Genomic DNA, 26,364 nt, shown 5'->3' with positions numbered 1-26,364 from the left:
AGGATGCCGGTTTTTGCAAAACCGGCTGGCCTCCGGCGGGGATATTTGAGGCCAGATGAAGAGCGGATGCAGGAGGCTAAGGGGGTGGTGTGCGGCCATTGCCTTGCTCCTGTTACATGCATGGGCTAGACCGCCGGGCGACAACACTCCCAAAGGGACCATGATCCATGGCTAAGCAAAAGAAAGCCCCACGCCCCAAGGCCCAGACGCCAAAGGGTTTCCGCGACTATTTCGGCGCTGAGGTCACCCAGCGCACCGAGATGCTGCATGCGATTGCCGGGGTCTATCATCGCTATGGCTTTGAAGCGCTGGAAAGTGCCGCCGTTGAAACGGTCGAGGCGCTGGGCAAGTTCCTGCCGGACGTGGATCGGCCCAACGAGGGCGTGTTTGCCTGGCAAGAATTCGACGAAAAAGACAACGGCGACTGGATGGCGTTGCGCTATGACCTGACGGCGCCACTGGCGCGTGTCTATGCGCAGCACCGCAATGATCTTCCGACGCCGTATCGTCGTTTTGCGATGGGGCCGGTTTGGCGGAATGAGAAGCCAGGACCGGGGCGTTATCGCCAGTTTTACCAGTGCGATGCGGACACTGTTGGGACCGCGAGTATGGCGGCAGATGCTGAGATTTGCATGATGCTGTCGGATGTGCTGGAAACCGTTGGTATTCCGCGCGGTGATTATCTGGTGCGGGTCAATAACCGCAAGGTGTTGAATGGCGTGTTGGAGGCCATGGGCCTTGCTGCTGATGACCCCAAGCGAGATGACGTGCTGCGTACCATCGATAAGTTCGACAAGGTGGGCGAGGCCGGTGTGCGGCAGTTGCTGACCAAGGGGCGGCTGGATGCGTCGGGGGCCTATATTGACGGTGTTGAGCTGTCTGACGAACAGGCCGAACCGGTTCTTGCCTTTTTGACCTCTAAGGCTGCGGATGCGGCTGGCACGCTAGACAACCTGCGTGCTGCGGTTGGCGACAGCAAGGTCGGCGCTGAAGGCATTGCCGAGCTGGAGCAGATCGGCGAATTGCTGGCTGCAGGCGGTTATGGCCCGGATCGTATTGAGATTGATCCGTCGGTCGTGCGTGGCCTAGGTTACTACACTGGACCGGTTTACGAGGCCGAGCTGACCTTTGAAATCCTCGACGACAAAGGCCGCAAGCGGCAGTTTGGATCTGTGGCGGGTGGTGGTCGTTATGACGATCTGGTCAAACGCTTTACCGGGCAGGAAGTGCCCGCCACGGGCCTGTCCATTGGTGTGGACCGTCTGTTGGCTGCGCTGCGTGAAAAGGGCCGTATTACTGCCGATCCCAAGGGGCCGGTTGTGGTCACGGTTATGGATAAGAAACGCATGGCGGATTATCAGGCGATGGTGGCTGAGTTGCGCAATGCCGGTATCCGGGCGGAAGTATATCTGGGCAACCCAAAGAACTTTGGCAATCAGCTGAAATATGCGGACAAGCGGAACTCTCCGATTGCTGTGATCGAAGGTGGCGACGAGAAGGAAAAAGGCATGGTGCAGATCAAGGATCTGATCCTAGGTGCCAAGATTGCAGAAAGCGCCACGCTGGAAGAATGGAAAGAACGCCCCAGCCAGTTTGAGGTCCCGCGAGACCAACTGGTAGCCAAGGTGCGTGAAATTCTGGATGGGCAGGATCAGTGATGCCAAATCGTTCTGACATTCAAACCCGCGCAGCCCGGCTGCGGATGGGGTTTGAGGCCGCTGGTGGCCGCGTTGTTGATCCGCCGTTGTTGCAACCTGCTGGAACCTTGTTGGGCCTGTACGGCGAAGACATCCGTGCCCGTGCATATGTGACAATTGATGCGCTGCGTGGCGAGCAGATGTTGCGCCCGGATTTCACGGTGCCTGTAGTGCAGATGCATATGCGCGACGGGGCCGAACCGGCGCGTTATACCTATTCGGGCGAAGTGTTCCGGCGTCAGGAAATAGACGCGGATCGTGCCAATGAGTATGTGCAGGTTGGCTATGAGGTCTTTGACCGTGACAACCCAGCGGCGGCGGATGCTGAGGTGTTTGCCTTGTTTGCGCTGCAGGTGCGGGATCTGAAGCTGCGGGCGGCCACGGGTGATATTGGTATCTTGATGGCGGCGGTGCAGGGGTTGAATACAAGCGCCCGGCGCAAGGCTGCCCTGATGCGCCACATCTGGCGGCCCAAGCGGTTTCGGGCGCTTTTGGATCGCTATGCACATCGAGTATCGGTGCCCGCGCCCCGCGAGGCTTTGTTGTCGACAGATGGTGTTCTGACAGGATCGTCAGTTGAGATTGGCAAGCGTAGTCGCGCCGAGATCGATGAACGGATTGAAGCACTACGCGAAGATGCGGCTCTGCCACCAATTGCTGAGAAGGAATTGCTGGCGCTGGAAGCCTTGATGGCCGTGCGTGAAACCGTGCCTTACGCACTAGAACAGATGCGCGATATTGCGGTGGACTTGCCGTCTATTTCACAAGCATTGAATAGTTTTGAAGCGCGCGCAGCGGCACTGGCCGCGCGGGGTGTTGATGTCGAGAGCCTTGATTTCGAAGTCTCGTATGGCCGTACATCAATGGAATACTACGACGGATTTGTGTTTGGCTTTTATGCCGAGACACGTCCGGACTTGCCACCGATTGCCAGCGGTGGGCGCTATGATGCACTGACCCGTCAGCTGGGGCAGGGGGCTGAAATTCCAGCTGTTGGTGGCGTGTTGCGTCCCGACCTGATGCTGATGCTTGAGGAGACCCAATCATGAGCCTGAAGCTGGGTGTGCCGTCCAAGGGGCGGCTGATGGAGAAGACTTTTAACTGGTTCGAGAAACGCGGTGTGTCACTGTCGCGGACTGGCTCTGACCGTGAATATGCTGGCCGTGTCGATGGCGTTGAAGGGGTCGAGCTGGTCTTGCTGTCTGCAGGCGAAATTCCACGAGAGCTGGCTGCCGGGCGCATTCATTTGGGCGTGACCGGCACCGACCTGGTGCACGAAAAACTGCCGCGCTGGGAACAGCAGGTCGAGCAGGTCGAGGCTATGGGGTTCGGTCAGGCTGATCTGATCCTGGCGGTGCCGCAGTGTTGGATCGACGTGGATACGCTGGATGATCTTGACGCTGTGGCCGCTGCTTTTCGGATACGTCACGGGCACCGATTGCGGATCGCGACCAAGTATCACCGGCTGGTGCGTGAGTTTCTGACCGATGGCGGCGTGGCTGATTATCAGCTGGTCGACAGTCAGGGCGCAACGGAAGGCACGGTTAAGAATGAAACCGCCGAGATGGTGGCCGATATTACGTCGACCGGGGAAACCCTTCGCGCCAATCACCTGAAGATCCTGAGTGATGGGCCGGTGCTTAAATCACAGGCGACGCTTTGGCGCAGTCGTGTTGCGGCGATGTCCAGCGAGGATAAAGAGACGCTAAAGCAGCTTTTGGCGCTGTTGCGCGGCGATAGCTGATCACAGGGTTTTGCCCGGCATTGCCGGGCACCATCAGACCATCACTGATGTGGGCAATACACTAGCCTAGAAGTTCTGCCTCATAGTACCCCGATCTCTGCCAGGGCCTGATTCAATTCGGGCGGCAGGGTGTCTTGCTGCGATTCGCCTTCGCGCAGGTCGGGTGGGCTGTCTTCGGGTTTGAGATAACGCCAACCTTGGAATGGGCGCCGAAGGGCTGCGTGAGTGCGAACGACCTGTGGATCCAGCACAAAGGCACAGCGGCGGATGCTGTCTTCGCCGATTATCTCGTCAAATCGTAGGATGCGTTGGCGGCACTGGATGCTGCCCTTGATCACCCAATAGATTGACCCGCCTGCGATAATTTCGGGCTCGCGTTTAGGCCACATGCGGGTGACGTGGCGCGCCAATCCATCGCTGGCTTGGGCGCGGCGTGTCTCTTGCCAGGCTGTCAGAGTTTCAACGTTTTCGCTGCCCACCGACAGCTTGATCAAGTTCACAAAGTTATCCACCGGTAGTCCACAGAGTCGTCCATAGTTACGACCTTATATTGTATCTCAAGTCTATTCGGAAACAAGGTATTGTGGTACACTCTCAAAAAAAACACAGAATGACGCAAATTCCTCGTTGAGAAATGTGCAGCGTCTGAGTATCGAGGCCTCTACTCACGACGCCTCACGATTCAAGGAAACCAACATATGAGCCGCTTTGCTGCCCCCATCGCCGAGCAAATTTGGGATATGAAATACCGCTTTAAGCAAGCGGATGGCACCCCAATTGATGCAACTGTTGAAGACAGCTGGCGCCGAATCGCTCGCGATCTGGCGCGGGTAGAAGAGCAGCCAACGGCTTGGGAAGACACTTTCTATAATGCGCTGGATGATTTTAAATATCTGCCAGCCGGCCGGATTACTGCTGGTGCGGGCACTGCGCGTCAGGTGACACTGTTCAACTGTTTCGTAATGGGCACAGTTCCTGACAGCATGGCGGGCATCTTTGACATGCTCAAAGAAGCGGCGCTGACCATGCAGCAGGGCGGCGGCATTGGCTATGATTTCTCGACCATTCGCCCTCGTGGCGCGGATGTAAAGGGCGTTGCGGCAGATGCATCTGGTCCACTGTCGTTCATGGATGTCTGGGACGCGATGTGCCGCACCATCATGTCGGCTGGGTCTCGTCGTGGGGCAATGATGGCGACCATGCGCTGTGATCATCCGGATATTGAGGATTTTATCACTGCCAAGTCTGACTCTGCCCGCCTGCGCATGTTCAACATGTCGGTTCTGATCACTGATGATTTCATGGATGCGGTCAAAGCTGACGGCTCGTTTGAGCTGAAGTTCGGGGACAAAGTGTATCATACGGTTCAAGCCCGTGATCTGTGGAACAAGATCATGCAGGCGACCTATGATTATGCTGAGCCGGGTGTGATCTTCATTGATCGCATCAACAAGGCCAACAACCTGTCTTATGTGGAGCAAATTGCGGCAACCAACCCATGTGGAGAGCAACCGCTGCCTCCCTATGGTGCCTGCCTGCTGGGCTCAATCAACATGGCGCGTTTGGTTGCCAATCCATTTGAAAGCAATGCCGCCATGGACGAAAGCGCCATGCAGGAGCTGGTCACTACCGCAGTGCGGATGATGGACAACGTCGTGGACGCGTCAAAGTTCCCACTGCCTGAACAACAGGCTGAGGCCCAGGCCAAACGCCGGATTGGGCTGGGCGTGACTGGTCTGGCTGATGCTCTGCTGATGCTGGGTCTGCGTTATGGCTCGGACGAGGCGGCGCGTCAGACCGAAGCTTGGTTCAAAGCGATCGCCCGCGCCGCGTATCTGGCGTCGGTGGACTTGGCCAAGGAGAAGGGACCGTTCCCACTGTTTGATGCCGAGGCGTACCTATCATCGGGCAACATGATGAACATGGATGACGATGTGCGCGACGCCATCCGCGAGCACGGCATCCGCAACGCGTTGCTGACCTCGATCGCGCCTACCGGCACAATCTCGTTGTATGCGGGCAATGTGTCCTCGGGAATCGAGCCGGTGTTTGCCTATGCCTATACCCGCAAGGTTCTGCAAAAAGACGGCAGCCGCACCGAAGAGGAAGTGGTGGATTACGCGGTGCAGATGTACCGTGAGAAATATGGCGCCGATGCCAAGCTGCCGAGCTATTTTGTCAACGCTCAGACGTTAGCCCCGGCAGACCACGTTAAAATGCAGGCCGCCGCGCAGAAATGGATCGACAGTTCGATCTCCAAAACCATCAACTGCCCAGAAGACATCTCTTTTGATGAATTCAAGGAAGTTTACATGCAGGCCTGGGATCAGGGCTGTAAAGGTTGTACCACCTATCGTCCAAACGATGTGACCGGATCGGTTCTGACTGTGTCGGAAGAGTCGGACAAGGCACCGGGTGAAACCGCAGATGCGCCGCATCAAAGTGACAGCGCCGAGGTCGTTTACATGTCCGAACCGCTGGACCGTCCGCAGAGCTTGGAGGGGCATACCTATAAGCTGAAATGGCCGGATTCCGAGCACGCGATCTATCTGACGATCAACGATATCCTGCTGAACGGCCATCGCCGCCCGTTTGAGGTCTTCATCAACTCCAAGAACATGGAGCACTATGCCTGGACGCTGGCGCTGACCCGGATGATTTCGGCTGTGTTCCGTCGTGGCGGTGACGTGTCCTTTGTGGTTGAAGAGCTGAAGGCGGTGTTTGATCCGCGCGGTGGCGCTTGGGTGCAGGGCAAATACATCCCGTCGATCCTGGCTGCGATTGGTGGTGTGATCGAAACGCATATGATCAACACTGGCTTTATCGAAGGCGAGGGCATGGGGCTGAAGTCTGACCCAACCGCCGAAGTAGTGAACTTGGGCGCGCCGCGCGGCAAAGCCTGCCCAAGCTGTGGCCAGTATGACTTGCAGATGGTCGAAGGCTGCATGACCTGTCGCAGCTGCGGTCATTCTAAGTGCGGCTAACGGTTTGGGTCGCTAGAGTGTCGTCCGACATTGGGATTACGTCTTTGCGACAAAAGACGGTTTTTTGAACCGGACATGGATCAAGGCTGAAGTTCGGCATTAGTAATGAAGAAAGGGCGATGCCGTGAGGTATCGCCCTTGTTGTTTTCCAGAAGAGATAGGGCTTCAGTCAGCGAGCACTGCTTCGACGTCCTTTTTCAGGTAGATGTTGCCGTAGTCGGCATTGTCCGTGCTGAAAGGCATGACACCGGCTCGGCGCAGATGGTGCGATAGCGATTGCCAGCTCGTTCCTTTCGCTTTCGAAATCACTCGAAGTGTAACGAAGCGATTATGAAAAGCGGCGGCATCGTGGGGGGCGATGAACCGCTGCATCGCTTTGGTCCTAGGATTGCGCATCTCGGTGGTGGACACATGTCCATCGCGCACCAGTCGGCTTAGATAGACCGGATTACCAAGACCGACGGTCTCGGCGAACAGCCTCAGAGACATTGCGGACGGCTGGTCCTGTGCAAGAATCTGGGCAACTTCATCATGATAAACGTGAACCGCGGCGTAGCCGTCAAACTGGGCATTGCGTGCAACGCGATGAATGCGCCCATCACAGATTGCACGAATGATATCGCCAGGGCGTAGCTTGAGCCGTTGCGCCGACTTGGCGATTTTCTCCCACCCGTGCTGCGCTTGCTGGATGGTCTCGGCTCCGACCAGCAGCCGGTCCAGAAAGGCCCGCCCATCGCGCGGATCCCAGACGTGTTTTGAATCTACGTCCTTGAGAGCAGGCTGCAGAATGCCGTCCTTGACCAAGAGATTGAACTGAGACCGTCCAATGTGAAAGGTTTCGAAAAACTCCTTTGCTGACATGAAGTCGACTAATGATGACAGCATCGGTTTTGCTTCGGCTGCATCGAAAACAGCCCAGCTATCCGGCAAGTTGGGGTCGATCATCGTGGACGCTTCAAGCATCTTGCGAAGACGGCGGACATCTACGCCGGTCTCCTCAGCTGCGGTGCGGACTGAATGCAACGTTCGCACTGTCACAGGTGTGCCCAGCAGATCGTCACCAGGCCCCAAAGGCCAGCTTGCTCGAAGATGTTTACCAAGCAGTTTTCGAAAAGGTGTGAAATCAGGGTCCTCTTTGTGGTCGTGTGTCAAGCGATCGTAAAGCATGGGGAATACAGCCTTTGGCCCATGGCGAGGCTCGGCGAGCCGATTCAGCTTCTGTAATGCCTTCAGGACCGCCTGTTCTCCATGTCGTGCAACCTCAAAGCCCATCTGGTAACAGCCCCAATCTGATCCTGGTGCGATTTGCGAGAGGTGGATGCCTTGTAGCTTCAACAGAGCCGTGCCCAACAGTCGACAGAAGACGGCCGCCGCATGTAGAGGGTGTTCATCCAACCATGTTGCTGCGTGAGGCTTTCCCTCCAACCTCTTGTCGAACCAGATCTCGAAGTCAGTCGGCTCACGCTCTTCGCCTTGCAGGGCACCTGAGATTACTTGGTCGGCAATCAAGCGAAATTGCGCTGCAGTGTCATAGCGTTGCGTCGGTGCTGCGACCTTCCACAGAACAACCAGTTGCCGTCCGTGCCGCAGGCACAGGCTGACATGATGGATGAGCCAGTGGGAGCGGAAGGTCATCGCGCGATGCGGTGGTAATGACGAACCAGCGATATCTTCTCGAAGACAGCAAGGGCAGCCACGAACCTCGGACGTTAGCATCGGTCGGGCTGGAAAACGATGACCATGCAGGCTGCGCTTGGCATCGCCATCTACTGCAGGTGTCCAGTCTTCTATTGCTGGTAGATGAGCACCAGAAAGACTGCTGAGCCCCTTTAGAACAGATGTTTCTCCCTTAAGCGCGTCTGCGAAGGGAAGCTCAACGTCCTGTCCGAATTCAACAACAGAGGTGCTGCCTATGGCTGCCAACCGGGACATGAAGGCAAAAGCGGGCTCCCGCTCGCGGGGGGAAGTATGTAGGGGTGATATAAAGCTATTGTCTTTCATAGGGCTCAGGTAGGAGCCAAGCATTAATCTGTCAAACGCGCTCAAAGATGCCTCCATCAGTGTAGTATTATTGGCAGAAAGGGCGGTAAGGAGCCGTGCGCTGCGCTGGCCATGGAAGTCTGCACTGCGGACAAAACTGACCTCCAAATCAATCGAGTAGATGTCCGCTATCAGGATTTCTCATCCTTGATTACCTTTGTGTCCCGTTTGCCAGACGCCATCAGCCACAAAGCAAGCAGCGGAAAACCCACCAGCTCAAATGCCAGTGACGGGGCAATCGCTGCGCTAAATATGACCTCAGTGTCCATGCCGTTAAGTCGAAACAGACCCGCGATTGCGACCATAGCCGACAGAATAATCAAAGTTGAGCGAAACATGCGCATTGCAAAGCCGCCAATCATGAACGCAGCACCGACGCCAAACCAGACCCCACCAATGAACCGAATGTGGCTATCTTGAGCATGGAATGTTGCAGCATCTGTGATCGAAACAAAATCGCGCGTCGATTGCCATCCCAGTGTCTTTATCCCGCCTAGGCCGACATTCAAACCTAGGAAGACGATTACAGCGCCAACGATCACAACAACCGAGTTCAGTAAGTTTGTCTTGTTCATTTCACGTTTCCTAAATGCACGCCTGTGGGTCCATAATAATTGGTACGCGTTCTATATTAATGTGATCTTGACAAGGCAAGCATTATTTGGGACGCGTTCTATAATAAACTGAAGAGGGCCTAACTATGGCTAGAACCGCTGGCAGGCCACCCCGCAGCAAGGCTGAAATTCTGGAGTTCCGATCAAAGATCGGGAAACACGCGCTTGAGATTTACCGCACGGAAGGCTTCGGGGCGGTTTCAATGCGCCGTTTGGCCAGAGAGGTCGGATGCGCCCCGATGACAATCTATGCGCATTTTGAGGGCAAGACGGATATTCTTCGATACCTTTGGGCAGACGTCCTCACGGACATGTCACATGACATCGAGAAAAAGCTGAAATCGGTCGTTGTTCCGAGTGAACGGCTACAAACAGCCGCACAAACCTTTATCGCCTATTGGATCGATCACCCTGATCATTTTCGACTTGTCTTTATGTCTAACGATGTGACGCGGGCGGATGTCAGTACATTCGTTATGGACGACAATACCTTGGCACACGTCTTGATGTTTTCGGATTTGATTCGAAATGTTCTTCCACAAGAACATGACGTTAAAATGAGAACTGACACACTCATATCTGGAATGATCGGGATCGCTTTTTGCATGATTACTATTCCTGACTACCCATGGGCCGACGCGACATTGATGACCAAACAACTCCTTACGAGCATCATCACTTAAGCCAATTCGTAATATGAGGAAGAGCTGACCTTGGTGCATCTCGCAGCATCCGGCATCTTGGGCTCGTTCCGACTATTCGCTGCATTGGTCACGAATGTGGGCTGAGGGCCGTTACCTGCCTCAGCTTAGAGCATTTGGATAATTATATCGAAAGCTACCTTCGGGTCATGGCCGCGAGTGCCGCCGAACTCCCGAAACCTTCACCAGTGATTGCAGTCGGCCCAGCTAGTGAAGTACATCACTTCTATGACCAAGAAGCCTCCATCCGACGATTTCCAGAACTTCCAATATTGGCAAACTCTAGGGCAACAGCTCCCAGTAGACGGCGTGGCTTCTACCTTCGAAACAGAATCCGACTGCCGTGACCGACTTGCCGCGGTCCGCTGGCCAATTGGGGTCACTTGCCTAAGATGCGACACCAAGAATGTCGGCTATCTCGAGTTGCGAAAAGTCTACCACTGCCGCGATTGCAGATACCAGTTTACTGTTCTGACCGGCACCGTGCTGCACTCAAGTAAACTGTCACCACAATGCTGGTTCGACGCGGCAGAAGAGTACATTCGATGGCGCGCTGCCAATGAACGTTATGACTACGGCATTCACGCTCTCGCCGACTTTCTCGGCGTTCCTTATCCGACGGCCCAGCGTGTTAGGAAGATCTTGAAGCAAGACCTGGCTCCCGACGGTTCTGGACTGCTCGCCAAGTGCATCTGCACGGAAGCCACGAGCGATCCCTTTGAAACTTTGTCGGAAAATCTCTGAATACGTAAACACCCTGCGCCTAAAAGCGGTAAGACTTTAGTAGGCCCACCCGGATGTATACGAAACGCTGTACCAGCGAACATCTGTTGAGTTTTCTATATAATCGAAGGCCTGTTTGCTGTATCGGAAGAGATTTTTTGCGCCTACTTGCGAATTTGACAGTGGCAACGCTGATCGAAGAAACGGCTGAGAAAAGAAACAGGAAGGAAGAGAGAAATGGTTGAACTTATGCCTTGCGAGAAAGTTGGGCGCCACGTAATTCGCTGATACTAAACAGTAATTGGACTCGATGCCTGGGGATGTGCTCTAATAAATCATAATCTGTGAGTCGTCTGATGCCATGACATGGACCCCACGGAGAGCTTTTCCGATCGAATGTGAGATGATCTCACATCCGGTAGCATCGAGCAGAACAAGTAAGTCGCCGAAAACGGCGGCAACACCACCAAACCAGTTCTGGAAGGGGCGACCGCGTGCGGTGCTCCACATGCGATACGGAGAAAGGAACAGCAAAACTACTCAACACCCCAAAACAGCGCAGGGCGCTGAAGTTTCCTGACACAAAGGGGGCTGACTGTAGATCGACTTAAGATACCGATAAACTAGTCGAACCACCTTTCTTGTACAAGTTCGCCTTCGGAAAAATCGATGGCAACTCACCTGTGCGCTACTCGCGCAACGGGCAGGTCTTCTGCAGCCATCACCAATATTTGCCCGATAGGGCGATCACCCATCACTGGACGCGTCGAACTCACCGGCGCGAATAGGAAAGTTATGCTATGAAAAACGTAGTAGAGATCGCGACAGACCACCCGCACGCCGCCTTGCCTCATCTTTGGCAGGCAACTTTTTCGCCTCCACCGCTTGCCGATCCGGATGATCCTCACAAGATTATTCGCACGCACCTGAAGAAAGATGAGATCGGGAAGTCTAGTGGCACCTGCCGGGTGGCCTTTCTGACGCGCTTGCATCGCCGCGCCGCGTTTCAGGAGTTCTGGTGTGCCTCTTTCGAAGAGGCTCAAGTTTATACGAACATCGCCGGTCACCCCGATGTGATCAATTTCAAAGAACAGCTGACGAAGGTTCCGTTTTATGACGAGGATGGCAGGAAGACTTTCACGCGAGTGGACGCTCACGCTCTGCTCCGCGATGGAGAGGAAGTTCTGGTTTCAGTCAAGTATGACAACAAGGCTCGCCGACAGTCCTACATTCGTGAAGTCAAAAACATTGCAACTCAAACGCCAATAGAAGTTGCCGACCGGTTCGCGGTGACCTCTCGCTACGTCTTCCATCCGAATTATCGCGCTTGCGCGGAAGCAATTCATAAAGCCCGTCGCGGCTGGGACCCGGAAGCGGACAAAACCATGGCTGATCTCGCCCAGGATCTCGGGGAGGGGTTCAGCTTCCAGGAAATCGTTGATGCCTCAGGCCTCGAACATCGTGCGCATCGCGCGGTCATCCGATTAGTGGGTGATGGTGATATTCGCAAAGACCTTCTCGATCCATTCAGCCCAACAACTGAACTCTGGAGCGCGGCAGCATGACCTATTTTCAGAACCTGACCCCAAATGACTTGGTGACCTATGAGGGTTGCCGTGTATCGAGTATCGCGCCGGAAATCGACAAACACTCGAAGGAGATCAAGCGGTACCGCATGTCTGTCAAAGGTCGCGACGGTGAGCTTGAAATTCGCAAGTTTCGCCCCGAAGAAATCCGCCATCTCATTGATACTGAGGTCATGGAAGTTCAGCGCGGTTATTACAGCGCTACGCGTATGCGCGATCGAGAACTCTATGGCTCCCGTGAGCTGAATGGTGCCAATGCGCACCAGCGGGAACGGGTCGAATTGATTGTACAGCAGTGCCGCTTGATGGAACGGTATCACGCGATGGGCATGAAGCTTACGCGCGAAGGCGTTGGGGAGTTCCGAGCTTCCCTCATCGATGACTATGAAACTTACCAATCGCGCAAGTTCTATGGAACGCAGAAACCTAACGCGGCGCAACGGCTTCACAGGCTTCCTGCAAACAGCACGTTGCTGGATACATTCCGAAAATATCGGCGTTCGAATGGAAACCAAAATGTATTCCTCCCCACAAAATCCGATCCGATCGATCTCGATCTGCAAGCAAGCGCGGATTTTTTCTTTGTAATGCAGCGGCTTGGGAAATACGCCACAAGTTATCCAGCATCCATGAAAAAGGTCATCGATGACATGCTCGATGATGTGGAAGAAGAGAATACTTATCGGGCTTCAATCGGCCGTCCCTTGATCAAGGTACTCTCTCAGCGGCAGTACGAACGATGGATCGGACTGTATCTCGATCCTTTTGAAGTAAAGATGCAACGAGAAGGATATTCGGCGGCAGTCCGAGAGTTCGGTTTTGTAGAACAGGGCCGGAGCGCTTCGGCGATCGGACAGCTAGTGCAGTTTGATGCCTGGCGAGCTCACATGAAAGTGCTCGATTGCACGCGTGAAGAATACAATAGGATGACGGAAGAGAAGCGCAAGGAAGTCAAGTTCATCAGCCCGTGGGTGACTGCGGCTGAAGACCTAAGCACGCGTGCGATTGTTGGCGTTTCTTTCAGCAAGACTCCTAACCAAGAGGCCTCTCTGGAATGCCTGCGCATGATTTATAGAGACAAGACCTATCTTCTTCGTGAGATAGGGATCAAAGACTCTGATTGGAACTATGTGTGCCTAATGCAGGAAGGCAGCAATGACAGTGGTTCCGAGTTCGGAAAAGAACCATTCGGAGGTGCGATGTTCTCAAACGCTGTCCGGCTATTGTCGAGCAGCCAAATGAACGGCGCGGCGGGTGTATCCCATCTAAGAGGTGCAATGGAGCGCTTCTTCTGGACTTGTGACTTGAAGTTTGCGCGGTACTTGCCGGGCTACACTGCCCAGAATCCACAGGCGCGAAACGACCGGAAGTACCTGTCGGAGGTGTGCATCTGCTTTGATGAGTTTCAAACATTATTCCTGCTGTTTATCGCAGAATACCATAAGTCGCGGCATCGAGGACTCAACGGTCAAACACCGGCAGCAAAGTGGGAAAAGCTTTCGCAAGGCGTGGAGTATGACATCACACAATTGCCATCACCAGCGCAGTTTCGCGAAGCATGTGGCTATCATACAACCGCAAAGGTCAGTGCAGAGGGTATCCGCTTTGCGGGTGCGGTCTATTCTAACGAGTTCATCCGCCACCAACGCAGGGCTCGCCTTGTTGATCGCATCGCAGCGCCCGGTGAGAGTGTGGAAATCATGGTTGATCCTTATGATCTGGGTGGCATTTCAGTGCTTGCGAATGGCGAATTGATCAGTGTTCGTAGCCGTGACCCGGAAATGGCGGGCAAATCGCTGCGTGAATGGCAGGAGGAGAGAAAACTGCAACGTCTCAAAGCAGATGCGGAAGCCCGTGAGCAAGAGGGGGCCCGTCGTGAAGCACATAATCGTTGGCACAGTCTTGCGGCCACCATCATGCAATCTTCTGACATCGGCATTTTCGGATACACCAAAGCAGAAGTTGAGCGCGCCAAGAACGAATTGGAGTTCGGCAAGGGACAGCATGAAAAGCCGTTCATCGGCCGTGATGAATATGTCGATCCGCTGACGCAAGGCGGCTTCGAGACGGGCCGGGGAATGCAGGCAGTTGCAGACGATGAGGAAGATCCGGACAACCTTGAAGATGAGCCCAAAACACAAATGGACCGGTTCAGATCAGGCTCACGGAACCGAAAAAGTAGCAAAAAAAGAAAATGATCCAGATCGCCGCGGCCCTCAAAGCTGCGGCGTTTTCCTTTGGTACTCCAGTTGCAGTCTCACGATGAACGAACACCAGCGCCTACTGCAAATATGCAAGCAGCGACGAGTGCGACAGTCGATTGATGAACACTCGGCGCGCAGTCAAGCTTTCTGTTCCGTTTGCTATACCGGCACGATGCTAGGTCCAAATGCCGGGGCCGATCAGCCAAAGAGCATCAATTAGATGCGGTTGAGCTAGGCTATTCTGAGACGCATTGGATAGAATCACCTGTTTGGATTGAGGCCTAAGATCTCGAATGTGATCTGTCGATGAGTGGGCTGCGAGGCTTCGATCTATTGATAACGAGTGTCATCGCGTTCAGCCAAACTTTTCCAATTTCGCTGAAAAACGATATGCGAAAAGCGGGACGCGTTTCATCCGTACACCTCAAACTTCCAAACCCCTCAGACATTTCCCCGAAGTCAATGCTTGCGGATGAGGGCAAGAAGACCCTGCGAAAAGCGTGGATCCCTGAAATTTATAGGTTTCTCAATGGCTTGGTTGATGTGGTCTTCCGTGGGAGCCTTCACAAGAAAGACGATTTATGTTATGTTCCATCTGTGTCACGGCAACGATGACAACCAGCGGAACCATCACTGATCTAAACGAACTTCAACACGTATTTCCGTGAACGGTACCACTTTGCGAGGAGGAAGCTCGACCATGCCAGAGAACAAACAAACGTCTATTTGGACCGTCACGGCTCATACTAAAATTCTCGAATACTTAGTCGATGTGGGCAGCGAGGAGCCATTGACTGAGCTTGCAGTGGAAAGCGGCTTGACTGGCAAAGAGCCAATGGATTTCGCTGTCTTCAACGGCAATGAGGTCAAGTTAGGCCATTTCATCGCAGTGCTCATGCTCTGCCGTCGCCTATCCTCTGTTTCTTTCGACATGTACAGTCACAAAGCGATTACGTGTGTGTGTTCCGACTTGCAGTCACGCGATCTCACGCGCGCTATCACGATAACGGCGCCAGCGGACCAGTACATTCAGAGCAGCAATTTACACTACAGCGATGTAGGGGATGCCATTCATTGCCGAACACTCGACAAGCGCACCAGCGCCATACGAACTGAGGCTGAGTTTTCGGATCTGTTATCGACAGGCGAACCGATTATCTACATTGCAGACACAACTGTACTGGTTGAGAAACTCATCCCACCTTGTCCCTATGAAATCGTAGTCCTAGGGCCGATCGACAGGGAGATCATCGGACTCGTTTTAGCTTTCGAGTATCCGGATGAAACCACAGTTGCGGCCATTGCGGCTCTGAAAGACTTGCCTGAAGATCAGCAGTTCGAACACATTACGCCGTTCGATTTGATCTGCGCATGCCGGGCCAAAGATCCAGTGGGCGCCATTGATTATCTAATCCGATGTCCGAACACACCAAAGCAGACTGAAGACGACGAAGATAAGCCGGATATCGCGGAGTCTGTTGTGCCGCTCGATCAGCTTGTGGGATACGGGGATGCTAAGATTGCAGCGCAGGATATGTTGAACGCGCTTGCTTGCTACAAGCGAGGTGAGCTTGCTTGGGCAGATGTTCCCAGAGGGCTGCTATTAATTGGTGCGCCTGGTACAGGCAAAACAGAACTGGCGCGGGCGATGTCTCGGACTGGCGGTATCTCTTTTGTGGCGGGTTCTTTTTCCGAGTGGCAGAAGCGCGGTCACCTAGGGGATTTCTTAAGAGCGATGTCAAATACGTTTGAAGAGGCCAAGAAGAACTCACCATCCGTGCTGTTCATTGATGAGATGGACAGCTTCCAGAAGGATGCCGACGGCAAGAACTCCAGCTATGACACGAAAGCCGTCAAGGGCATTCTAGAACAGTTAGATGGCATCCGGGGGTGCGAAGGAGTCGGCGTCGTCGCCGCTGCAAATAACTTGGAAAGGATCCCCGCTGCAATCAGAAGATCAGGACGGTTCGACAATATCGTAACAATACCACTACCAGAGCGCTCAGACTTGGCAGTGATCTTCAAACAGCATCTGAAACGCCAAGAAACCGATATCGATCTCCAAGCATGCTCAGTACAGGCCTTGGGGAAAACCGGTGCCGACTGTGCGGCCGCGGTTAGGAAGGGGCGGGCAATTGCGCGCCGGACGAAACGCCAGCTGACGACTTCTGATATACTTCATTCACTGAATGGCGACTTCCGCAATTTATCAGAAGATCTACGGTTCAGGATGTCTGTACACGAATGCGGGCATGCGCTCTTGGGCAACTCGTATCAAGAGTTAACGGTCGAGTTTCTGAGGATCTCCGAACAAGGGGGAGAGTGCCGGATAACTGGGCAGGAGATGGTCCACACGGCAGCTACAATGCATCGTGATCGGACAATCCTGATGGGTGGGCGCATGGCGGAGATCCTTTTACTTGGCACGCCATCTAGCGGCTCTGGCGGAGACCACGATTCCGATCTCGCTAAGATCGCAATCTCGGCAGCCAATGAAGCTGGCTCATTTGGTTTTGGGCAAAATGGGGCCATCTGGCTTGGTGCAAGCAACTCAGAAGCGTTGCTGAGGGACGTGTACAACTGCAACCTGCCCGAGGTCACGGAGCTCATTGCGGCAGCAGAGGTCGAAGCTCGGCGTCGGTTAGAGCCGATAGTCGCTCGGCTGACGGTGATGGCAAAGTCTCTCATGGAGACGAGTGTTCTGACTGGGGACCGTCTCACAGAACTTTTGTCGGAACACGCGGCGCCAGATGCTGTGGTTTGAAGTCAGTGCTTCGGTTGCGTCTGAGGTTTGGGCCAGGGCACCGTCTTAAGAAACCACTAGCAATGACTGTGGGCCTCGGGTTCCCTAACTAAAGCGCGGACCAATTAATTGATAGAAGATCATTGCCTCCCAAAGTTCTTGAGCCCATGATCCAGCTCACAGGTGACGGCTTCTATCTTGCACAATACGCTAGAAAATCCAGTAGTTTGAGCTGCTTTCGAGCGGAGATGTTGAGCCGTGAACGGCGCAATCTTTCTAACTTCTATTGGGAACGGTATAAACATGCAGACTGTCGCTCTCCCCCATCAGGTCTTGGACGTCTGAATGGCTTGTTGATGCACCGTCCGTTTACGTTGAATGTTGCGCTCTTCGTTCGTCATGAAAACTGCCTCTACCCGAAATTGGGTGATTTACAGAAAGTATCGCGAGAGTTCGTACTTACCACTGTGGAAAACCCACCAACCTCAGCAAGTTGAGCGATAATGTCCGCAACACCTTGGTTGTGTTTCAGGCTGGCAAAGAAGAATGGCCCATCGCCGCGCATTCGCTTTGCATCCCTCTCCATGACCTCGAGTGAGGCCCCGACGTAGGGGGCCAGATCGGTTTTGTTGATGACCAGTAGATCAGAACGGGTGATTGCCGGGCCGCCCTTTCGCGGGATTTCCTCACCTGCGGCCACGTCGATGATATAGATGGTAACATCTGCCAGTTCGGGGCTGAAGGTGGCTGACAGGTTATCGCCGCCGCTTTCAATCAGGACAATTTCAAGGTCAGGATGCCGGTTTTGCATCTCGGAAATTGCGGCGAGGTTGATCGAGGCATCTTCGCGAATGGCAGTATGTGGGCAGCCGCCGGTTTCAACACCGATTACGCGATCATGCGGTAGCACCTGCATCCGCATCAGCGCTTCAGCGTCTTCCTGCGTATAGATGTCATTGGTGATGACCCCAATTGAGTGGGTTTTGGATAGACCGCGCGCAAGGGCGGCGGTCAGGGTGGTTTTGCCTGCGCCGACTGGGCCACCGATGCCTATCCGCAGGGGGCCATTAAAAGTGCTCATGAGCGAAACGTCCTTGAGTATTGGATTTCGTGTTGCATGGATGCGATGTCGGCCAGAAAGCAGGAGCCGCTGAGGTCGGTGAGATCCAATGTCAGAGCGTCTTGCGCTATCTGAGCAATCAAAGGCGCCAAATCTGTCAGATTACGCTGTCCTTCGACTTGTCCGACTGGCATCAACCGCTGCGCGGCTGCGACAAGGTTGGAAACAAAGGAATGAAGGTACATATGTACGGTCACATCCAGCGGTAGACCGTGCCGCCGCGCCGCATAGCCAAGTCCAACCGGATAAGTTAAATCTGGAATGTCATGGTCTGAAATCGCCGAGGTGGTCTGGCAAAAGGCAGCACCTTGCAGAGCTGTCTCGGCCAGACGCTCATTGGACGGGGCAAAGGCCCGTGCCTGTTGGTCGATATCCTGCAAAGCTTCGGCGTCTTCACTGCGATAGGCGGCGACCAGCAGGATTGGATCACTGTAACCGGCACCATTTGTTATCAGGTCAGTCAACCACAGCCGCAAGTCATCAATGTTGAGGATTGCACCAGTCTCGATTGCGGTCTCAAGGCCGTGCGAATAGGCGAAGGCCCCGACCGGGTAGGACGGAGACAGCCACTGCTGAATTCGGGTTAAACCGGGATCAGTGGGCATGGGAATGAGTGCGCCCGTGACCATAGGCGCCTCCTACCGGGGTAAAGGGCTCGATTACTTCGTTGAGGTTAGCGCCCAGTTGTTTCAACATGTCGTGAATCACATGATCACATTGGATCAGCAGGCGGGTGGGTTCGATCTGGCACGGGGTGTGGCGGTTGCCTATGTGCCAAGCCAGTTGGGTCATGTCATTGCCGGTGACCTGCAACAGCTTTTCCGATGCGGCGACCACTTCGATCTCGCCACCACCGTCCAGCAGCAGCACGCCCTTGTGGTCCAGAGATGTGGTTTGGGGGAGATCAACCAGCAGTTTTTGACCCGCCTCAGTGGTTAGTACCTTACGACGCATAAAGCGGGCGTCGTAATCAAGCACCACCCGATCAACCGGGGATGTGTCATGGGCATGGCTGTGATAGGCACGGCAGGCCATCGACGGGGCGCTCATGACAGCGCCCTATGGGAAGGGCAGATATCGTAATGAGTTCTTTGCATATTTTACCTCTTAAAACAGGAAGTAGCGTTGGGCCATCGGTAGGACCTCAGCTGGTTGGCAGGTCAAAAGCTCACCGTCGGCGCGCACTTCATAGGTTTCGGGGTTCACGTCCATTTCGGGCGTAGCATTGTTTAGGATCAGGTCCGACTTGCCGATGTTGCGGGTGTTGCGCACCGCCACGGTTTGCTTGGCCAGACCCAGTTTTTCACCAATACCGTCCGCCTGAGCGGCCTCGGATACGAAGGTGACGGCACTGTTTTCCAGAGAGCGGCCGTAGGCGCCAAACATCGGGCGGGTGTAGACAGGTTGCGGTGTTGGGATCGAGGCATTTGGGTCGCCCATCTGGGCGCAGACAATGCTGCCCGACATCAGAACCATCTCGGGTTTCACCCCAAAAAACGCCGGGTCCCACAACACCAGATCGGCGCGCTTGCCTTCGGTTATGCTGCCGATTTCATGACTAATGCCGTGGGCAATGGCAGGGTTAATGGTGTATTTGGCAATGTAGCGCCGCACCCGAAAGTTATCGTTTTCGCCGGTCTCTTCGGCCAGACGCCCGCGCTGTTTTTTCATCTTGTCGGCGGTCTGCCAAGTTCGGATCAGCACCTCGCCGACGCGGCCCATGGCCTGGCTGTCGGATGCTATGATTGAGAAAGCGCCCATGTCGTGCAGAATATCCTCGGCGGCAATGGTCTCGCGGCGGATGCGGCTTTCGGCAAAGGCGACATCTTCGGGGATGGATTTGTCCAGATGGTGACAGACCATCAGCATATCCAGATGCTCTTCTAGTGTGTTGACCGTAAAGGGCCGCGTTGGATTGGTGGAGGAGGGCAGAACATGCTCTTCGCCACAGATCTTGATAATGTCCGGCGCGTGACCGCCGCCGGCACCTTCGGTGTGGAAGGCGTGAATAGTGCGGCCCTTCATGGCGTTGACAGTGTGTTCGACAAAGCCGGACTCATTCAGTGTGTCTGTGTGGATCATCACCTGAACGTCCATGGCGTCGGCGACACCAAGGCAACAATCGATGGTCGCAGGGGTGGTGCCCCAGTCCTCGTGCAGTTTCAGCGCACAAGCGCCGCCTTTCACCTGTTCTTCCAGAGCAAAGGGCAGGCTGGCGTTGCCCTTACCGGCAAAAGCCAGGTTCATTGGAAAGGCATCGGCCGACTGCAACATGCGCCCGATATGCCAGGGGCCGGGGGTGCAGGTGGTGGCCAAGGTGCCATGCGCCGGGCCGGTGCCGCCGCCCAGCATGGTGGTCAGTCCCGAATGCAGCGCGTCTTCGATTTGTTGGGGGCAGATGAAATGGATATGGCTGTCGAACCCACCCGCCGTTAGGATCTTGCCTTCGCCGGCGATGACCTCAGTGCCCGGCCCGATGATGATATCTACGCCGGGTTGGGTGTCGGGGTTGCCAGCTTTACCCAGTTTGGCAATGCGCCCGTTCTTCAGACCCACATCAGCCTTGAAGATACCTGAGTGATCAATAATCAGCGCGTTGGTGATGACCGTATCCACCGCCCCATCAGCGCGAGTGACTTGTGATTGGCCCATTCCGTCGCGGATCACTTTGCCACCACCGAATTTGACTTCTTCGCCATAGGTGGTCAGATCGCTCTCGACCTCGATAATCAGATCGGTATCGGCCAGACGCAGACGGTCGCCCGTAGTGGGGCCATACATTGCAGCATAGTTGGAGCGTTTGATTGTGGCTGGCATCTTGTGGCCTCCAATGCGTCGGATACGGTGGTGTCTTGCGGATTTTTTGAGGATGGTTCGGCTGATAATGACGGTAAGTTACAGGTTCCCCATCACTTTTTGATTGAACCCATAGATCCGCCGGTCCCCGGAAATAGGGATCAGGTTCACCTCGCGCCGTTGTCCCGGCTCGAACCGCACCGCTGTTCCGGCGGCAATGTCGAGCCGCAGGCCATGTGCCACGGTCCGGTCGAACTCAAGTGCCGGGTTGCTTTCGGCAAAATGGTAATGGCTGCCAACCTGCACCGGACGATCGCCGGTATTGGCAACCATCAGCGTCACCGCCTTGGTTCCGTCGTTCAGTACCATATCGCCCGCGGCTGGAAACAACTCTCCGGGGATCATTTGCGGCTGCTGCGCGCATAGGCTAGCGCTGTGGCGCCAGCGATGGCGGTCAGGCCCAGCACAACCGGCAACCAGCTGCTGGCTTCATGCGGGTGGATATGGGCGCCACTGTGGGCCAGGGCAGGGGAGGCAAAAGCGATCAACGGTAGAAATATCAGAGTTTTCATCGGGATGTCCTTATCGAATGGGGTTGTGAACGGTGACAAGTTTGGTGCCGTCCGGGAATGTGGCCTCGACCTGCACTTCGGGGATCATCTCCGAAATGCCGTCCATGCAGTGTTCAACCGAGATGATCTCGGCTCCGGCTTCCATCATGTCGGCAACGGATCGGCCATCCCGGGCGCCTTCGACAACGGCGTCGGTGATCAGAGCAATCGCCTCGGGGTAGTTCAGTTTGACGCCACGGGCCAACCGCTTGCGCGCGACCTCGGCGGCCATGGCAATCAGCAGTTTGTCTTTCTCGCGGGGGGTCAGGTTCATATCAGAGTCTCCAGCACAGCGGCAGACCGTTGTCAGTGAGCCGGTCAAGAACGGGTAAAAGGGACTTGCGTAGGACAAAGCTGTCTTTGGCGAGCAGACGTAACACCAGCAGGTCATCGCCAATCAGCGACACACCTCCGGTGTCAGGCAGGGCGTCACGTAAGAACGTCAGGTGACGCCCTGCATCCGGAGCAGTGAATATCAGGTTGGCCATGGCATTTGCGCCATTGGCCACGGCGGGGCGGGACAGTTTGGCTGTGATGTCCCCGTGCAGCCGAACCGAATCGTAATAGAGACGCTGTCCATTGCGACGTATGTCGATACAATCATTGAACCGTGCGTCATTTAGCACTTCGCCCATGGCAATTCGGCCAAATACCAGCGGTTCGACCACCAGCAAGGTGGCATCTTTGGCCAAGTTTGCGGTGAGATGGCGTTGGAAGGAACAATGATTATACAGAATGGTTTCTTGCGGCATCCAGTTCAGGCGCGCACCGGTGCCAACACGCAGGCGGGTGTCCATCCCACCAGTCTGTCCTGGTTGCGCGCGATATATCCGTTCTGCGGCTTGGGTGGTCAGTGTCATGTGACAGTTGCCTACAGCCTCTGCCGAAATGGAGAAACGGTCACCGCCGGTTATACCACCCGCAGTATTGATCATCACGGCCTCAAGGCCGGAAGCCCTGCTTGGGAACAGTAGTTTAAGCGCACCAGACTGGCGCAGATTTGCCAGGCAAGATTTGCCGCTTTTGAAACGCCCGACAACCCGCACAGCCCCAATGGCACGGGGTTGCGCAGCCTCTGATGTTGCAGTGTTTATGTCCTGGCGAATGGTGATGTCGGTTTCCTCGATACCCTGTTCTCGACAGAATATGGAGCACATCAAGGTAGCGATAACTAGAAAACCGGCAGTGTAAGCCGGGGCACAAAAGGCGGGTGGGTAATAATTGGGCGCACCTGCAATTATTCGCCTAGAAATTGATCATTTGTAATTTTTGCCCAGAAATTAAGGGGTGCCGCAGTTGCCAATCATCCGGTCAAGCAGAACCTCTGGTGCCACTGAGAGCGCAATCATCTTTGTGATGTCAGTGAAAATAGGTGTGTGACGACCAAACGAATTGGACCTCGATGCGGCCGCCACACGATTTGCAACAAACGTTGCAGGGTCGACGTAGTAGTGCCGTCTGTAAAAGGCAAGTACTCCTGCGCGCTCTGTCTGGAGAGATACGATGACCTTTCTAAAGAAAACCGCGGCTAGCGTACTGGCTTTGAGCGTCATGACTGGTGCGTCAATTGCCGGTGGCACAATCAAAGTTGGCGTTCTACATTCGCTGTCCGGCACCATGGCCATTTCAGAAACCACCTTGAAAGACACCATGTTAATGCTGATCGACGAGCAAAATGCCAAAGGTGGCTTGCTGGGCAAGCAACTGGAAGCTGTTGTGGTTGACCCCGCGTCGGACTGGCCGCTGTTTGCTGAAAAAGCGCGCGAACTGATCTCTGTACATGATGTTGACGTGATCTTTGGCAACTGGACTTCTGTGTCCCGTAAATCGGTTCTACCGGTGATTGAAGAGCTGAACGGCCTGCTGTTCTACCCAGTTCAGTACGAAGGCGAAGAAAGCTCGAAGAACGTCTTTTACACTGGTGCCGCGCCAAACCAACAGGCGATCCCAGCCACCGATTACTTCCTCGAAGAATTGGGCGTAGAAAAGTTTGCACTGCTGGGTACGGACTATGTCTATCCCCGCACAACCAACAACATTCTTGAGGCCTATCTGCAGGGAAAAGGCGTTTCCGACGGCGACATCTTTGTCAACTACACACCCTTTGGTCATTCGGACTGGTCTAAAATTGTTGCAGACGTTGTAGCACTGGGGGCCGACGGCAAAAAAGTCGGCGTGATCTCAACCATCAATGGCGACGCAAACATCGGCTTCTACAAAGAACTGGCAGCAGCTGGCATCTCGGCTGACGATATCCCTGTTGTTGCCTTCTCTGTTGGTGAAGAAGAACTGTCTGGTCTGGATACTTCCAACCTCGTTGGGCACCTGGCAGCCTGGAATTACTTCCAGTCGGCAGACACCGAGGTCAACGAAGCCTTTGTCGCCAAATGGAAAGAAACCATGGGCGAAGAACGTGTGACCAATGACCCGATGGAAGCACACTATATCGGCTTCAACATGTGGGTGAACGCCGCTACGGCTGCTGACACCACGGATGTGGATGCTGTCCGTACCGCGATGTACGGTCAGGAATTCGGCAACCTAACCGGTGGTACTGCGGTGATGTTGCCAAACCACCACCTGTCCAAGCCGGTTCTGATTGGCGAAATTCAAGACGATGGCCAGTTCGACATCATCAGCCAGACAGATGAGGTTGCAGGCGATGCTTGGACTGATTTCTTGCCGGAATCTTCGGTTCTGAAATCTGATTGGAAAGACCTGGGTTGCGGTATGTACAACACCACAACACAGACGTGCGTTCAGACGCTGTCGAACTACTAAAGTTCGGATAGATATGACGAGAGCCTGTTGGCTCTCGTCCCTTGCTGGGCGGACAAATTACCATGATACGAATACTAATTGCTTGCCTGGCACTGATGTGCTGGGGCCAGGCAGGGCTTGCCCTGGACCTGACGTTGCAGGAGATCCTGCAACAGAATAAAAATCTGGTTGAAAAATCGTCGCGCAAGACGATTGGACCAGTCATTGAGGAGATCGCAGCCAGCAACCTGTCACAAGCGCAGGGCTTTCTAGAGGCCTGGGGCAACAAACAGGTCTGGCAGCGTCGCTCCGATGGGTTGTTTTTCTTTGGCACCGAAGTAGCCAAGCGGCAGTATAAACTGACCGACCCCGACAGCGGCGAAAGCGTTGGTGAATTCACCAAGAAAGATCTGAAACAGTTGAAACCCAACAGCGGGGTGCGTGCTTTGATCGCCACTGCCCTGGTTCTGTTCCAACTGTCCGACCCAGATCCCGCCAAACGGGCTGAGGCCCTTCAGGCGATGGAACGCGCCCCTACTGCCGAGCATTTGGCCCCGCTACGGCTCTCGATTGATAATGAGCAGGACGCCGACCTTAAGGCGCACAAATCCCGACTGGAACGTCTGCTGACCATTTCCTTCGATCCCGATACGGCCACCCGTGTCGCAGCGATCCAATCCTTCGAAGGTGATCTTGGCGTGGATGTGCGGGCAACGCTCAATCCACTGGTGGTCACCTCTATGAACATCACTTCTGGTGACTTGCCGACAGATGAAAACATCGCGCGCGTCATCAAACCCGGCAGCGAAGATCTGAGCATGCCTGCGGCCTATGACCTCTTGGTTGCCAGAAAACTTGCACCGCCTGCCACCTCAACCGAAGACATCCGCGCGGCGCTGGTAGCGCATATCGACGGCGGTCAGGTTGCCAAAATTTCGGTTGCGCAACTGTCCGATCCTGAAATCCGTCGGCAGGCCTATGACCGGTTGGCGGAACAGTCATTGGTGCCCGCCTTTATTGGTGAAGAAGACATCGCCAAAAAACTGCTGGGCTATACGTTTTATGAAACCTTCGCGGAGACTTCCGTCGTAGTGACCGATGCTGCGCAGGCGGCCTTGTCCAAAATAGACTTGAATGTCGGTATGAACCAGACGCTGGATCTGACGCTTGATGCGATCTCTCTGGCATCAATCTACTTCCTCGCTGCCATCGGTTTGGCCATCACCTTTGGTGTGATGGGCGTGATCAACATGGCTCACGGCGAGTTCATCATGATGGGAGCCTATACCGGCTACGTGGTACAGCAAGTCATTCCAAACCATACGGTTTCCATCCTTGTGGCGCTGCCGCTGGCTTTTGCGGTGACCTTTGCCGCCGGTGTCGTGATGGAGCGATTGGTGATCCGCTACCTGTACAACCGCCCACTGGAAACGCTGTTGGCCACATTTGGCATCTCAATCGCACTGCAACAGCTGGCCAAGAACATTTTTGGCACGCAGGCGCGACCACTGACAGCGCCGGGTTGGCTGGATGGGGCCTGGGTTATGAACGACGTGGTGTCGATCAGTTTTATTCGCATTGCGATCTTCATCCTCGCGTTGATTTTTCTGGGCGTGTTCCTGTTTATCATTAAACGCACCCGGTTGGGACTGGAAACCCGCACGGTCACTCAGAACCCACGGATGGCTGCGTCGATGGGCATCAACCCCGAGCGCGTCAATATGCTGACCTTTGGACTGGGCTCGGGCATTGCGGGGGTCGCAGGTGTTGCCATTGGGCTGTTCGCCAAGGTCACTTCGGAAATGGGCAATGACTACATTGTGCAAAGTTTCATGACTGTGGTTGTCGGCGGCGTTGGCAACATTTGGGGTGCGCTGGCCGGGGCCACAATGATCGGCTTTCTGCAAAAAGGCATCGAGTGGGGCAACCCGTCCAACACTCTGGCCGCGCAGACCTACATGATCATCTTCATCATCATTTTCATCCAGTTCAGACCCCGGGGCATTATCGCGCTCAAGGGTCGTGCGGCAGGAGATTAACC

At 54.7% G+C, this 26,364-nt stretch carries 22 protein-coding genes; 11 read left to right on the top strand and 11 right to left on the bottom strand.

The window, feature by feature from the left end; genetic code table 11:
- Nucleotides 1–167 precede the first annotated feature (167 nt).
- Genes hisS through hisG form a run of 3 tightly spaced genes read left to right on the top strand, consistent with a single transcriptional unit; the run spans nucleotide 168 to nucleotide 3,441 of the window.
- On the top strand, nucleotides 168–1,658 hold the full coding sequence (gene hisS / locus DL239_RS09000; protein ID WP_167683675.1) for a histidine--tRNA ligase: 1,491 nt from the start codon (nucleotides 168–170) through the stop codon (nucleotides 1,656–1,658).
- Nucleotides 1,658–2,746: an ATP phosphoribosyltransferase regulatory subunit gene (locus DL239_RS08995; RefSeq protein ID WP_167683674.1), complete on the top strand. Its 1,089-nt coding sequence runs from the start codon at nucleotides 1,658–1,660 to the stop codon at nucleotides 2,744–2,746. Before hisS ends, DL239_RS08995 begins: the two co-directional genes overlap by 1 nt.
- Nucleotides 2,743–3,441, top strand: coding sequence for an ATP phosphoribosyltransferase (gene hisG, locus DL239_RS08990; protein WP_167683673.1), 699 nt, complete (start codon nucleotides 2,743–2,745; stop codon nucleotides 3,439–3,441). Before DL239_RS08995 ends, hisG begins: the two co-directional genes overlap by 4 nt.
- An 80-nt stretch (nucleotides 3,442–3,521) precedes the next feature.
- Here hisG and DL239_RS08985 read toward each other — a convergent pair whose 3' ends face one another.
- A complete protein-coding gene (locus DL239_RS08985) occupies nucleotides 3,522–3,953 on the bottom strand; it encodes a DUF1489 family protein (RefSeq protein WP_167683672.1) in 432 nt (143 codons plus the stop codon).
- Between the two features lie 186 nt (nucleotides 3,954–4,139).
- Here DL239_RS08985 and DL239_RS08980 point away from each other — a divergent pair, with 186 nt between their 5' ends.
- On the top strand, nucleotides 4,140–6,425 hold the full coding sequence (locus tag DL239_RS08980; RefSeq protein WP_167683671.1) for an adenosylcobalamin-dependent ribonucleoside-diphosphate reductase: 2,286 nt from the start codon (nucleotides 4,140–4,142) through the stop codon (nucleotides 6,423–6,425).
- A 165-nt stretch (nucleotides 6,426–6,590) separates the two neighbouring features.
- Here DL239_RS08980 and DL239_RS08975 read toward each other — a convergent pair whose 3' ends face one another.
- Both DL239_RS08975 and DL239_RS08970 read right to left on the bottom strand, forming a co-directional pair.
- Entirely contained in the window at nucleotides 6,591–8,426 is a 1,836-nt protein-coding gene (locus DL239_RS08975) for a TniQ family protein (RefSeq protein WP_167683670.1), read from the bottom strand.
- A 170-nt stretch (nucleotides 8,427–8,596) separates the two neighbouring features.
- A complete protein-coding gene (locus DL239_RS08970; protein WP_167683669.1) occupies nucleotides 8,597–9,040 on the bottom strand; it encodes a DUF4345 domain-containing protein in 444 nt (147 codons plus the stop codon).
- 125 nt (nucleotides 9,041–9,165) lie between these two features.
- On the opposite strand from DL239_RS08970, the gene DL239_RS08965 reads away from it, so the two are divergent.
- The 5 genes from DL239_RS08965 (at nucleotide 9,166) to DL239_RS08945 (ending at nucleotide 17,057) form a co-directional block, all read left to right on the top strand.
- Nucleotides 9,166–9,762 (top strand): TetR/AcrR family transcriptional regulator, encoded by a 597-nt coding sequence (locus DL239_RS08965; protein WP_167683668.1) that lies wholly within the window; start codon nucleotides 9,166–9,168, stop codon nucleotides 9,760–9,762.
- Between the two features lie 228 nt (nucleotides 9,763–9,990).
- Nucleotides 9,991–10,524: a transposase gene (locus DL239_RS08960; RefSeq protein WP_206188404.1), complete on the top strand. Its 534-nt coding sequence runs from the start codon at nucleotides 9,991–9,993 to the stop codon at nucleotides 10,522–10,524.
- A gap of 779 nt (nucleotides 10,525–11,303) precedes the next feature.
- On the top strand, nucleotides 11,304–12,068 hold the full coding sequence (locus tag DL239_RS08955; protein WP_167683666.1) for a hypothetical protein: 765 nt from the start codon (nucleotides 11,304–11,306) through the stop codon (nucleotides 12,066–12,068).
- A complete protein-coding gene (locus DL239_RS08950; RefSeq protein WP_167683665.1) occupies nucleotides 12,065–14,287 on the top strand; it encodes a TnsB C-terminal domain-containing protein in 2,223 nt (740 codons plus the stop codon). The genes DL239_RS08955 and DL239_RS08950 overlap by 4 nt, the downstream gene beginning before the upstream one ends.
- A gap of 706 nt (nucleotides 14,288–14,993) precedes the next feature.
- Nucleotides 14,994–17,057 carry an AAA family ATPase gene (locus DL239_RS08945; protein WP_167683664.1) on the top strand — a complete coding sequence of 688 codons (2,064 nt, stop codon included), beginning with the start codon at nucleotides 14,994–14,996 and terminating at the stop codon, nucleotides 17,055–17,057.
- A gap of 391 nt (nucleotides 17,058–17,448) precedes the next feature.
- Here DL239_RS08945 and ureG read toward each other — a convergent pair whose 3' ends face one another.
- The 8 genes from ureG to DL239_RS08905 form a co-directional block, all read right to left on the bottom strand.
- A complete protein-coding gene (gene ureG, locus DL239_RS08940) occupies nucleotides 17,449–18,117 on the bottom strand; it encodes an urease accessory protein UreG (protein ID WP_167683663.1) in 669 nt (222 codons plus the stop codon).
- Nucleotides 18,114–18,761, bottom strand: coding sequence for an urease accessory protein UreF (locus tag DL239_RS08935; RefSeq protein ID WP_158981767.1), 648 nt, complete (start codon nucleotides 18,759–18,761; stop codon nucleotides 18,114–18,116). The genes ureG and DL239_RS08935 overlap by 4 nt, the downstream gene beginning before the upstream one ends.
- Nucleotides 18,751–19,206 (bottom strand): urease accessory protein UreE, encoded by a 456-nt coding sequence (locus tag DL239_RS08930; protein ID WP_157023921.1) that lies wholly within the window; start codon nucleotides 19,204–19,206, stop codon nucleotides 18,751–18,753. Before DL239_RS08930 ends, DL239_RS08935 begins: the two co-directional genes overlap by 11 nt.
- A gap of 57 nt (nucleotides 19,207–19,263) precedes the next feature.
- Nucleotides 19,264–20,973 carry an urease subunit alpha gene (gene ureC, locus DL239_RS08925; protein WP_167683662.1) on the bottom strand — a complete coding sequence of 570 codons (1,710 nt, stop codon included), beginning with the start codon at nucleotides 20,971–20,973 and terminating at the stop codon, nucleotides 19,264–19,266.
- Nucleotides 20,974–21,051: 78 nt separating this feature from the next.
- A complete protein-coding gene (locus DL239_RS08920) occupies nucleotides 21,052–21,357 on the bottom strand; it encodes an urease subunit beta (protein WP_157023919.1) in 306 nt (101 codons plus the stop codon).
- Nucleotides 21,354–21,524, bottom strand: coding sequence for a hypothetical protein (locus DL239_RS08915; protein ID WP_167683661.1), 171 nt, complete (start codon nucleotides 21,522–21,524; stop codon nucleotides 21,354–21,356). The genes DL239_RS08920 and DL239_RS08915 overlap by 4 nt, the downstream gene beginning before the upstream one ends.
- Nucleotides 21,525–21,534: 10 nt before the next feature.
- On the bottom strand, nucleotides 21,535–21,837 hold the full coding sequence (locus DL239_RS08910) for an urease subunit gamma (protein ID WP_157023918.1): 303 nt from the start codon (nucleotides 21,835–21,837) through the stop codon (nucleotides 21,535–21,537).
- Between the two features lies 1 nt (nucleotide 21,838).
- Entirely contained in the window at nucleotides 21,839–22,720 is an 882-nt protein-coding gene (locus DL239_RS08905; RefSeq protein WP_158981756.1) for an urease accessory protein UreD, read from the bottom strand.
- Between the two features lie 346 nt (nucleotides 22,721–23,066).
- Between DL239_RS08905 and urtA the strand changes: the two genes are divergently transcribed.
- Together urtA and urtB are read left to right on the top strand one after the other, a co-directional pair.
- Nucleotides 23,067–24,344: an urea ABC transporter substrate-binding protein gene (urtA, locus tag DL239_RS08900; RefSeq protein WP_158981757.1), complete on the top strand. Its 1,278-nt coding sequence runs from the start codon at nucleotides 23,067–23,069 to the stop codon at nucleotides 24,342–24,344.
- A gap of 62 nt (nucleotides 24,345–24,406) precedes the next feature.
- A complete protein-coding gene (gene urtB / locus DL239_RS08895; RefSeq protein WP_158981758.1) occupies nucleotides 24,407–26,362 on the top strand; it encodes an urea ABC transporter permease subunit UrtB in 1,956 nt (651 codons plus the stop codon).
- Nucleotides 26,363–26,364 lie beyond the last annotated feature (2 nt).

Source organism: Parasedimentitalea denitrificans, assembly GCF_011813015.1.
Taxonomy (GTDB): Bacteria; Pseudomonadota; Alphaproteobacteria; order Rhodobacterales; family Rhodobacteraceae; genus Parasedimentitalea; species Parasedimentitalea denitrificans.
This window is presented reverse-complemented; position numbering and strand designations above follow the sequence as displayed.

Bases quoted from the DNA above. Each gene is read 5' to 3' on its own strand.
- hisS (WP_167683675.1), top strand. From the start codon at position 168: ATGGCTAAGCAAAAGAAAGCCCCACGCCCCAAGGCCCAGACGCCAAAG.
- DL239_RS08995 (WP_167683674.1), top strand. From the start codon at position 1,658: ATGCCAAATCGTTCTGACATTCAAACCCGCGCAGCCCGGCTGCGGATG.
- hisG (WP_167683673.1), top strand. From the start codon at position 2,743: ATGAGCCTGAAGCTGGGTGTGCCGTCCAAGGGGCGGCTGATGGAGAAG.
- DL239_RS08980 (WP_167683671.1), top strand. From the start codon at position 4,140: ATGAGCCGCTTTGCTGCCCCCATCGCCGAGCAAATTTGGGATATGAAA.
- DL239_RS08975 (WP_167683670.1), bottom strand. From the start codon at position 8,426: ATGAAAGACAATAGCTTTATATCACCCCTACATACTTCCCCCCGCGAG.
- DL239_RS08970 (WP_167683669.1), bottom strand. From the start codon at position 9,040: ATGAACAAGACAAACTTACTGAACTCGGTTGTTGTGATCGTTGGCGCT.
- DL239_RS08965 (WP_167683668.1), top strand. From the start codon at position 9,166: ATGGCTAGAACCGCTGGCAGGCCACCCCGCAGCAAGGCTGAAATTCTG.
- DL239_RS08955 (WP_167683666.1), top strand. From the start codon at position 11,304: ATGAAAAACGTAGTAGAGATCGCGACAGACCACCCGCACGCCGCCTTG.
- DL239_RS08950 (WP_167683665.1), top strand. From the start codon at position 12,065: ATGACCTATTTTCAGAACCTGACCCCAAATGACTTGGTGACCTATGAG.
- DL239_RS08945 (WP_167683664.1), top strand. From the start codon at position 14,994: ATGCCAGAGAACAAACAAACGTCTATTTGGACCGTCACGGCTCATACT.
- ureG (WP_167683663.1), bottom strand. From the start codon at position 18,117: ATGAGCACTTTTAATGGCCCCCTGCGGATAGGCATCGGTGGCCCAGTC.
- DL239_RS08935 (WP_158981767.1), bottom strand. From the start codon at position 18,761: ATGCCCACTGATCCCGGTTTAACCCGAATTCAGCAGTGGCTGTCTCCG.
- DL239_RS08930 (WP_157023921.1), bottom strand. From the start codon at position 19,206: ATGAGCGCCCCGTCGATGGCCTGCCGTGCCTATCACAGCCATGCCCAT.
- ureC (WP_167683662.1), bottom strand. From the start codon at position 20,973: ATGCCAGCCACAATCAAACGCTCCAACTATGCTGCAATGTATGGCCCC.
- DL239_RS08920 (WP_157023919.1), bottom strand. From the start codon at position 21,357: ATGATCCCCGGAGAGTTGTTTCCAGCCGCGGGCGATATGGTACTGAAC.
- DL239_RS08915 (WP_167683661.1), bottom strand. From the start codon at position 21,524: ATGAAAACTCTGATATTTCTACCGTTGATCGCTTTTGCCTCCCCTGCC.
- DL239_RS08910 (WP_157023918.1), bottom strand. From the start codon at position 21,837: ATGAACCTGACCCCCCGCGAGAAAGACAAACTGCTGATTGCCATGGCC.
- DL239_RS08905 (WP_158981756.1), bottom strand. From the start codon at position 22,720: ATGTGCTCCATATTCTGTCGAGAACAGGGTATCGAGGAAACCGACATC.
- urtA (WP_158981757.1), top strand. From the start codon at position 23,067: ATGACCTTTCTAAAGAAAACCGCGGCTAGCGTACTGGCTTTGAGCGTC.
- urtB (WP_158981758.1), top strand. From the start codon at position 24,407: ATGATACGAATACTAATTGCTTGCCTGGCACTGATGTGCTGGGGCCAG.